The sequence below is a fragment of the Craterilacuibacter sp. genome, assembly GCF_051659485.1.
Lineage (GTDB): Bacteria > Pseudomonadota > Gammaproteobacteria > Burkholderiales > Chromobacteriaceae > Craterilacuibacter.
Map to the genome: position 1 here is coordinate 1 of NZ_JBOFOO010000273.1, position 9,208 is coordinate 9,208.

The window sequence follows — 9,208 nt, forward strand, 5'->3', positions numbered from 1 at the left end:
GGGGTACCGCCCTTTCTATTGGGTGCGCTGCGCTTTGCCTGCGCCGCCAGCATCGGCCTAATGTTCGTGCGCCGCCCCAAGCTGCCGTGGCGCGCATTGGCAGCCTACGGGCTGACGGTCGGCTTTGGCCAGTTCGCCTTTCTGTTCTCGGCGATCAAGGCCGGCATGCCGGCATCGCTCGCGTCCATCGTACTGCAAAGCCAGGCCTTTTTTACCCTGCTGTTGGGCGCGCTATGGCTGGGCGAGCGTTTCAGCGCGGCGCAGCTTATCGGTCTGATTGTCGGCAGTGGCGGCCTGCTGCTGATCGGCCTGAGCAGCGGCCAGTCGCTGCCGCTTTCCGGGCTGCTGCTGACGCTGGCCGGCGCGGTATGCTGGGCGACGTCGAATCTGGTGGTGCGGCGTATTGTCAGTCACGGCAGCGCGCCGGACATGCTGTCGCTGGTGGTGTATTCCAGCCTGGTGCCCATCCTGCCGTTTCTGGCGCTGTGGGCGCTGTTCGAGGCCCCCACTACCGACTGGTCGGCGGTACTGACACTCAAAAGTGCAGCGGCGGTCGCCTATCTGGCGCTGGTCGCCACCCTGTTCGGCTATGGCCAGTGGAGCCGGTTGCTGGCGCGCCACTCGGCCAATGTCGTCGCGCCCTACAGCCTGCTGGTGCCGTTTTTCGGCGTATTGTCGGCCAGCATTTTCTTGGGCGAACGCCTCAGCGCGCTGCAACTGGCTGGCGGCACGCTACTGATTGCCGGGCTGGCGATCGGCAGCCTGGGGCCGCGACTGCTGAAGCAACTGCGTGGGCTGCGCACATGAGCGATGTCTTTTTCATCCTGACACCCAACTATCTGGCGCTGGATCACGCAGGCCCGGCCGAGGCGATGCGCATAGCCGCCGACGAAGGCGCACGGCTACGGCTACATACCGTGGGGCCCGAAGCGGATTGCATTAGCTCGCTCGGGCTTGCCAGCCGCGTAGACCCCTTGCCCGAAAAACTGCCAAAGCACGCGCTACTGGTACTGGTCGGCACCGTTGACGAAGACCGAGACTACGCCTCGCCTGCCGCGCAACAACTGGTGATCTGGCTGCAGAGCACCGTACGCGCCGACACCCGCATCGCCTGCATCTGCTCGGGCGCGCTATTGGCGGCGATGGCCGGCCTGCTGAACGGGCGGCGCTGCACCACCCACCATGCGCTGACCGCCAAGCTGGCCGCCCTCGTGCCCAGTGCACGGGTCGAGCAGGATCGCATCTTTGTCGAAGATGGCCCGATCGCCACCTCGGCCGGCATTACTGCCGGCATTGATCTGGCGCTATGGCTGATAGAACAACAAGCCGGCGCAGCGCTCGCCGCTCGCGTAGCCCGGCGCATGGTGGTCTACAGCCGGCGCGACGGAGCAGCGCCCCAGTTGTCGCCATTTATGGCACACCGCAACCATCTCAATCCGGCGCTGCACAAGGCGCAGGATCTGATTGCCGCCGATCCCGCTCACCCTTGGTCACTGGCCGCACTGGCCGCGCGCGTCCATGTCAGCCCGCGCCACTTGAGCCGGCTGTTCCGCGAACACGCCGCGACCAGCATCGTTGCTTACCGTCAGGCGCTGCAGATCGAAGTTGCACGCGAACGCATAGTCCAAGGAGCCCGGATAGAGGCGGCAGCAGAAGCAGCCGGCTTTTCCTCGGCACGCACGCTGCGCCGGGTATGGAAAGAGATCACAGGCGGCACACCGGCAGATGCCCGCCGCCAAGCCTGCCGATGACTGCACCGCGAATCATCAACAGCGTGTGCCTGCCGTACCGATAGCGCTCGCCATCAACACAAGAGCATGATTCAATCGATTGTTTTAAATTTGCCCCGCCCGGCAGCCCACGGAAACGATCATGCCCTACCGCGAAGAAAGCCTATTCCTGCCGGTATCCGGCAGCGACATCCTGCACTTGCGCCGTATCCGCCATGCCACGCGCGATGACGGCGCACCGGTGCTGCTGTTGCACGGCGTGATGGCTAACGGGCGCATTTTTTACTCCGACTCCGGCAAAGGGCTGGCCCCTTATCTGGCAGCACAAGGTTACGATTGTTTTGTGCTCGACCTGCGCGGGCGCGGCAATAGCACGCCACCCATCCACCGCCACAGCCGCCATGGCCAGACCGAGACCATTACCGAAGACCTGCCGGCCGCATTCAGGCTGATCCGCCAACTGCGCCCGGACAGCCCCATGCACTGGATCGCCCACTCCTGGGGCGGGGTGCACATGACCAGCACGCTGGTGCGCTATCCAGCAATGATTCCGCACGTCGCCAGCCTGGTCTATTTCGGTAGCAAGCGCAGCGTGCACGCTAAAAACCTCAACAAGCTACTGGAAGTCGATCTGGTATGGAATCTGGCTGCCCGCGCCATTATCCGCAGCTGCGGCTACCTGCCGGCCAGAAAACTGAAGCTGGGCGCAGATAGCGAAAGCAACAAGAGCCACCGGCAGAGCAAGTACTGGGCAAAGATTGCGCCGTGGGTCGATTCCGACGATGGCTTTGACTATCGTCAGGCCGCACAAAAAACCAGCCTGCCCCCTGCGCTGTACTTTGCCGCCATCAACGACCCTTGCCGCGGCCATCCTGACGACGTACGGCGTTTTCGTGCCGAATCCGGCCCGCACGTCTCGTGCATGCACCTGCTGGCCAGGCAAACCGGCCATCTGCATGACTACAACCATGTCAGCCTGCTCACCCACCCCGATGCGCGGCATGACCACTTCCCCATGGTGACCGATTGGCTGGCAGGCAAATACCACGCTATTCCAGAAAATATTTGATTTGTATGCTTCATCACTTGTGCAAGCCTGTGGTAATAAATAACCATAAGCAAACAAGGATGAGACATGAGCCATACGATCAAAAACGCTACTTTTAGCCGCAGTGAACATATCGTGGCACAACTGGCCGATCAGGGCTGGTGCGTAGTCAAAGACCTATTCTCCCTGCCGGAAATCAATGCGCTGCGTGCCGCTTGCCAGGCAGAGTGGGAAGACGGCCGTTTCCATCAGGCCGCCGTCGGGCGTGCCGCAGGGGCGGCACGGCGCAGCGAAATCCGCTCCGACTCGGTACTGTGGCTGGATGAACAGAGCCATCTGCCGGCAGTCAGCCGCTACTTCGATACCATGGACAGCCTGCGCGTCGAGGTCAATCGCGGCCTGTATCTTGGCCTATCCGAACTGGAAGCCCACTTTGCCGTCTATCCTGCCGGCAGTTGCTACCAGAAGCATCTGGACCGTTTCCGCGACGATGATGCGCGCACCCTCAGTGCCGTACTCTATTTGAATCAGGACTGGCCTGATGCAGCCGGCGGCAAACTGCGGCTGTATCTGGATCCGGACTGCCAGCAATCGGTCGACATCTGCCCCGAAGCAGGCACACTGGTACTGTTTCTATCCGACCGTTTCTGGCACGAAGTCTTGCCGGCCACCCGGCAACGGCTATCGATCACCGGCTGGTTCCGCCGCCCCTTAGCAACCATGACATGGTGATCTTATAGCCGGCACTCCATGATAGAATTCTCCGTTATAGAGACACGCAGGCGCTAAGGTGCCATGCAGCAAAAACAAAAGGGAAGCGTATGTCCGGCAATAGCATGGGGTTGTTGTTTACTGTCACCTCTTTCGGTGAAAGCCATGGCCCTGCCATCGGTTGCATCGTCGATGGCTGCCCGCCCGGCCTGGAAATAAGCACCGCAGATATCCAGCAGGAGCTGGATAGACGCAAACCCGGCACCAGCCGTCACGTCACCCAGCGCCGCGAGCCGGATAGCGTCGAGATACTGTCCGGCATCTTTGAAGGCAAAACCACCGGCACCCCGATCGCGTTACTGATCCGCAACACCGACCAGCGCAGCAAGGACTACGGCAATATCGCCGACACCTTCCGTCCCGGCCATGCCGACTACAGCTACTGGCACAAGTACGGCATCCGCGACCCGCGCGGCGGCGGGCGCTCCAGCGCACGTGAAACCGCGGTGCGCGTGGCTGCCGGCGCCATCGCCAAAAAATGGCTGGCCAAAAAGTTCGGTATCGTCATCCGCGGCCATATGACCCAGATAGGCGACATCGCCATCCCTTTCAAAAACTGGGAAACGACGCAAAACAACCCCTTCTTTGCCGGTGACGACAGCGTGGTACCGGCACTGGAAGACTATATGGACAGCATCCGTAAATCCCAGGACTCGGTTGGTGCACGCCTGCGCGTCGTTGCCGAAAATGTGCCGGTGGGCTGGGGCGAGCCGGTGTACGACAGGCTCGATGCCGATATCGCGTGGGCGATGATGAATATCAACGCGGTCAAAGGCGTCGAGATCGGTGCCGGTTTCGGCGCGGTGACACAAAAGGGCTCGGAACACGGTGATGAGCTCACCCCCGACGGTTTTGCCAGCAATCACGCCGGTGGCATCCTCGGGGGCATCTCGACCGGACAGACTATCGAAGTCAGCCTCGCCATCAAGCCGACCTCCAGCATTTCGCAGCCACGCCATTCTATCGACAAGGCGGGTGCCGCCATTCTGGTGGAAACCCATGGCCGGCACGACCCTTGTGTCGGCATCCGTGCCACCCCGATTGCCGAAGCCATGCTGGCACTGACACTGATCGACCACGCCTTGCGCCATCGCGCCCAGTGTGCCGACGTACGGGTGGAGATGCCGCGCATCGCCGGCCCGGCACACTCCACTTAAGCGCCGTCATGTTCAAATCCCTGTTTGCAGGCAGAAAAACCCAAGCGCCGGCTCAAAGCCAAACTACCGAGCCGGCGCCGGTGGCGGCACAACTGCCGGCCACGCTGGGCGTAGTCACCCACCAGCCGGTTTATGATGCGTCGCAAAATCTGGTCGCCAATGAATTCCGGCTGAGTCAGGCAATGCGCCCGGGTCAGGGACAAACACAAATAGCCGGGCAATTCGACAGCCTGATGCTCAGCACACTGAGCCATCTGAATGTATTCAGCCAGCTCTCTCGCCGTGCCGCCATTATCCACCTGTCGTCGCTGGCATCGTTATCGGCCCCCGAACTTGCCGCCTTACCGGCCGAGCGCATCATCCTACTGCTCTCGCCGGCCGCGGGCGAAATCGCTACAGAGGATTCAGCACGACAGCTAGATGCGCTCAAGGCACAAGGCTACCGTCTGGCGCTCGGTACTGAAGGTCTGGGCAATACACAGACGGCGGCACAAGCCCATGCACTGCTGGGCAACATCGATTATCTGGTTGTGGATTTTTCCGCCTCGACCGAAGGCATACTGGTGCCGCTGCTGGATCATACCCAGCAGCGCACACCCCATACCCTGGGCTATGCGCGCAATATTGCGTCCTATGAAGACTACGAAGCCTGCCGCCGCGCCGGCAACCAGCATTTCGCCCTGTTCCATGGCCCGTTTATGACGCACAGCCTGACAAAAAACCAGAGTCAGGCCAGCACTAGCCAGTTGCGGGTCATGGAAATCATGCGCCTGCTGCGCAGCGATGCCGAAATCAGCGAACTGGATGCCCAATTCAAGCTCGACTCGACCTTGCTGTTCAAACTGCTGCGTTTCGTCAATGCGTCGGCAAACGGCATCGCGCGCAAAATCATGACGCTGGATGAAACGCTGCTATTGCTGGGACGGGAATCCCTGTTCAAATGGCTGACCCTATTACTGTTCAGTTCGCACAAGGATGACGGACGCAGCCGCGCTCTGCTGGAGCAATCGCTATCGCGGGCACGCTTTATGGAAAGTCTGGCCATGGCGCGTGGCGGCAACAAGATCGAAAGCGAACATTTGTTTCTGACCGGCATGTTTTCCATGCTGGGTGCACTCTTGAAACAGCCCCTAGCACAGGCTATCGCCCCGCTGGAACTACCGCCCACCGTGGTTCAGGCTTTACTGGAAAACAGGGGGCTATTCGCACCCTACCTGACACTGGCGCAAGCGATGGAAAAAAACGATAGCCCGCGCATAGACCTGCTCAGCCGTGCGCTGGCCATTCCGCTTGATGAAGTGAACCGTCTGGGTATGCAAGCCATGTTATGGGCCGAAAATATTACGGCCTCCGATGACGCAGGCTAAACCGCTTTATTGCCATAGATAAATTTAATGCTGAAAACCCTGTTTGGTAGCCTAACCGGCAAATCCGCCCCCGCCCCCCGGGCCCCTGAAAATACGCCGCTTAAGCGCGCCGAACCCGAACGCCTGCCTCCCGCTTTCGGTTTTGTCACCCACCACCCGGTGTACGATTCCCAGCAAAAACTGGTCGCCTACGAATTTGTCGCCCGCGACGCCGTGCAGCGCAATGAAGCCAGCGCCGGCCTGTACCAGCAGTACGATAATCTGATGTTGAACACACTGCTCAATCTGGATGTATTCAGCCTACTGGCCAAACGTCGTGCCTTTATCAACTTGTCGCTGGGGACACTACAAAATCCGCAACTGGCCACACTGGCCGCACAGCGCGTGATCTGCGTCATTAATCCCTCGACCGGTGAGAGCGTTGGAGAACCCGAGCTGGAACAAATACGCCAGCTAAAAAGTCAGGGCTTGTGCTTTGCACTGGAGCCGACACAATTTGGTGATACCCATCTGTCGGCTTCTTTGCAAGACACATTATTTGGCTTGATGGACTATCTGGTACTCGATTTCTCGGCCCCAGCCGAAGAGGTACTAATCCCGTTTCTAGACAAGTTACCCGCCCGCTTTCCGCACGCACGCTGGTATGCACGCAATATCAACTCGATGGAAGCCTACGAGGTCTGCCTGCGCAGCAGCGCGGCCCACGAACGCTTCGTACTATTCCATGGCCCCTTTATCACCCAGGTGCGCAAAACAGAGCTAGCATCTACCGATGCCAGCCAGTTGCGAGTCATGGAAATCATGCGCATGCTACGCGCCGGCGCCGACAGCAAAGCACTGGATACCCAATTCAAGCTTGACTCGGTACTGCTGTTCAAGCTGCTGCGCTTTATCAATGCCTCGGCCAACGGACTAAGCCGCAAAGTGGCCACATTGGACGAAATCCTACTGCTATTGGGGCGGGAAACCCTGTTCAAGTGGCTGACCCTGCTGCTATTCAACGGCACAAAAGAAGACAATCGTAGTCAGGTATTGCTGGAGCGCTCGCTCTGGCGAGCCCGCTTTATGGAAAATCTGGGTGTAGCTGGCGGCAAGAACAAACTGGAGTGCGAACACCTGTTTCTCACCGGCATGTTTTCCATGCTGGATGCGCTACTGCAACAGCCTATCAACGAGGCACTACAGCCTCTGTCCTTGCCTGCTACAGTCAGCAACGCATTAATAGACTGTCAGGGCTTGTTCGCGCCCTACCTCGCCTTGACCTTGTCTCTGGAGCAAGGCCAGACCGACCGTATCCGCATGCTGTCGGGCGTGCTTGGTCTGCAGGTCGAGCAGATCAACCGCATGCAACTTCAAGCCATGACCTGGGCCGAATCTATCGCCAACCCGGCCTAAACCAGCCTGCTGGTACTGGACTTGTGCAGCCAGTTCTTATGGGGGGACGGTAAAATTAACCTGCGCATGAAACGCAAAGGGTGAATTCAGAGAGTATGTACAATAGGACAATCGGCATACAGAGAATGGGCCGATAAATAGCGACACCAAGCAGACTCCGGCAACAGTTTTGGAACTGGAGCGCAATTGAAAAACAAAAGACTAATTATTTTACTTAATTTCACAAACCGATAGCCACTCTATTAAACCCATAAAAAGGAAGCTGTAAATTAATCACAGCTTCCTTTTCACACACACCATCTGAAGCAAAAAGAATCATGCAGCTTCTTAATTTTCAGAAAAGTGTCCGTTATGCATTAGGAGGAGTTCCTTCAGCATGAGAAACAACAACTTCAATTTGGATTAAAGCATCTTTAGGTAAAACTGAAACACCTACTGTTCTTCGTGCGGGAACACCATCAGGGAAGAATACTGTGTAAGCTTCATCCACAGCATCAATATCTTCGATGTTTTTAAGAAATATATTTACCTTAACCACATCATCCATAACGTGGTTAATACTTTCTACAATTGACTTGATATTTTTCAAGCATTGTCCAGCCTGATCTTTTACACCACCAGCTACCATTTCTCCCGTTTTTGGATCCAAAGGCAATTGAGCTGAAATGTGGTTGTAATGAGAAAAAGCTACTGTCTGTGAAGACAACGCATTTTTCGGTGCATTTTCAGTATTTTTTGCCCTGATGACGATTCCATGCCTATCTTCAACAGCTTGTGGGGGCGTACCGTCACCATGTGACACAACCGCTTCGATTTGCACCAAGGCATCCATAGGTAAAGCTGCCGCTGCAACCACAGTCCGTGCAGGTACATAGGCAACGGCTCTGGCAATCGCCGAGTCAGGGAAGAACGTCGTATAAACTTCGTTTACGGCATCGATGTCGTTGAAGTTTTTAAGGAAGATATTTACCTTGACAATATCATCAAAAGGAACATCGATCCCTTCCAGAATTGCCTTGATGTTCTTCAAACACTGCCCAGCCTGTTCTTTCACACCACCAGCCACTAGTTGGCCAGATTTCGGATCAATCGGCAATTGAGCAGAAATATTATTGTAGTGAGAAAAAGCTACAGTCTGCGTAGACAGCGGACTGATGGGTGCATTTTTCGTGTTTCTTGCAACTTTGACGAGATCACCCGCCTGAGGAGCATTTGGAATTGTACCTTCACCATTAAAAACAAGCGCTTCAACTTGCACTAAAGCACCCAAAGGTAACGCATCAACTGCAACTACTGTCAGCGCAGGAACATAATTTGGGAAGAATTTTGCATAAACTGCATTTACAGTATTAACGTCTGATATACTTTTAACAAATATACTAACCCTAGCAATATCGTCCATAACATGGTCGATACTTTCTACAATCGCCTTGATATTTTCAAAACACTGCCCAGCTTGCTCTTCTACACCACCAACTATCAATTTGCCAGATTTAAAATCGATAGGAAGTTGAGCTGAAACATTATTGTAATGAGAGAACGCTACAGCTTGCGAGTATGGACCTATGCTTTTAGGTGCATTCTCAGTATTTATTGCTAACACTGCGTTATAGCTACTCATAATAACACTCACCTTTTTCTTGAATTTAGTGGCTGCGTGGCAAGCACGTACTCCACTTTGACAATGGGCAGTTGTGACTACTCTATCTGGGCGGCCATACCTTAAACCCACAACACGAC

Annotated in this window: 8 protein-coding genes; 7 read left to right on the plus strand and 1 reads right to left on the minus strand. The window is 56.5% G+C overall.

The window, feature by feature from the left end:
- From ACRC1E_RS09420 to ACRC1E_RS09450, 7 genes are all read left to right on the plus strand, one after another.
- Positions 1 to 807 (plus strand): EamA family transporter (locus ACRC1E_RS09420; protein WP_438514839.1); only part of this gene is annotated, 807 nt, incomplete at its 5' end.
- The gene (locus tag ACRC1E_RS09425; protein ID WP_438514840.1) at positions 804 to 1,751 is read left to right on the plus strand and encodes a GlxA family transcriptional regulator; all 948 of its coding nucleotides are present in this window, start codon (positions 804 to 806) and stop codon (positions 1,749 to 1,751) included. The genes ACRC1E_RS09420 and ACRC1E_RS09425, both read left to right, overlap by 4 nt.
- A gap of 121 nt (positions 1,752 to 1,872) precedes the next feature.
- The gene (locus ACRC1E_RS09430; protein WP_438514841.1) at positions 1,873 to 2,799 is read left to right on the plus strand and encodes an alpha/beta fold hydrolase; all 927 of its coding nucleotides are present in this window, start codon (positions 1,873 to 1,875) and stop codon (positions 2,797 to 2,799) included.
- A 66-nt stretch (positions 2,800 to 2,865) separates the two neighbouring features.
- The gene (locus tag ACRC1E_RS09435) at positions 2,866 to 3,510 is read left to right on the plus strand and encodes a 2OG-Fe(II) oxygenase (RefSeq protein WP_438514842.1); all 645 of its coding nucleotides are present in this window, start codon (positions 2,866 to 2,868) and stop codon (positions 3,508 to 3,510) included.
- An 89-nt stretch (positions 3,511 to 3,599) separates the two neighbouring features.
- Complete coding sequence (gene aroC, locus ACRC1E_RS09440; RefSeq protein WP_438514843.1) at positions 3,600 to 4,706, plus strand: chorismate synthase; 1,107 nt, start codon at positions 3,600 to 3,602, stop codon at positions 4,704 to 4,706.
- 8 nt (positions 4,707 to 4,714) lie between these two features.
- On the plus strand, positions 4,715 to 6,073 hold the full coding sequence (locus ACRC1E_RS09445) for an EAL and HDOD domain-containing protein (RefSeq protein ID WP_438514844.1): 1,359 nt from the start codon (positions 4,715 to 4,717) through the stop codon (positions 6,071 to 6,073).
- 27 nt (positions 6,074 to 6,100) lie between these two features.
- The gene (locus tag ACRC1E_RS09450; protein WP_438514845.1) at positions 6,101 to 7,468 is read left to right on the plus strand and encodes an EAL and HDOD domain-containing protein; all 1,368 of its coding nucleotides are present in this window, start codon (positions 6,101 to 6,103) and stop codon (positions 7,466 to 7,468) included.
- A gap of 349 nt (positions 7,469 to 7,817) precedes the next feature.
- On the opposite strand, the gene ACRC1E_RS09455 is transcribed toward ACRC1E_RS09450, so the two are convergent.
- Positions 7,818 to 9,208, minus strand: a 1,391-nt coding sequence (locus ACRC1E_RS09455) for a Rid family detoxifying hydrolase (RefSeq protein ID WP_438514846.1), incomplete at its 5' end; no start/stop codon positions are given.

Bases quoted from the DNA above. Each gene is read 5' to 3' on its own strand.
- ACRC1E_RS09425 (WP_438514840.1), top strand. From the start codon at position 804: ATGAGCGATGTCTTTTTCATCCTGACACCCAACTATCTGGCGCTGGAT.
- ACRC1E_RS09430 (WP_438514841.1), top strand. From the start codon at position 1,873: ATGCCCTACCGCGAAGAAAGCCTATTCCTGCCGGTATCCGGCAGCGAC.
- ACRC1E_RS09435 (WP_438514842.1), top strand. From the start codon at position 2,866: ATGAGCCATACGATCAAAAACGCTACTTTTAGCCGCAGTGAACATATC.
- aroC (WP_438514843.1), top strand. From the start codon at position 3,600: ATGTCCGGCAATAGCATGGGGTTGTTGTTTACTGTCACCTCTTTCGGT.
- ACRC1E_RS09445 (WP_438514844.1), top strand. From the start codon at position 4,715: ATGTTCAAATCCCTGTTTGCAGGCAGAAAAACCCAAGCGCCGGCTCAA.
- ACRC1E_RS09450 (WP_438514845.1), top strand. From the start codon at position 6,101: ATGCTGAAAACCCTGTTTGGTAGCCTAACCGGCAAATCCGCCCCCGCC.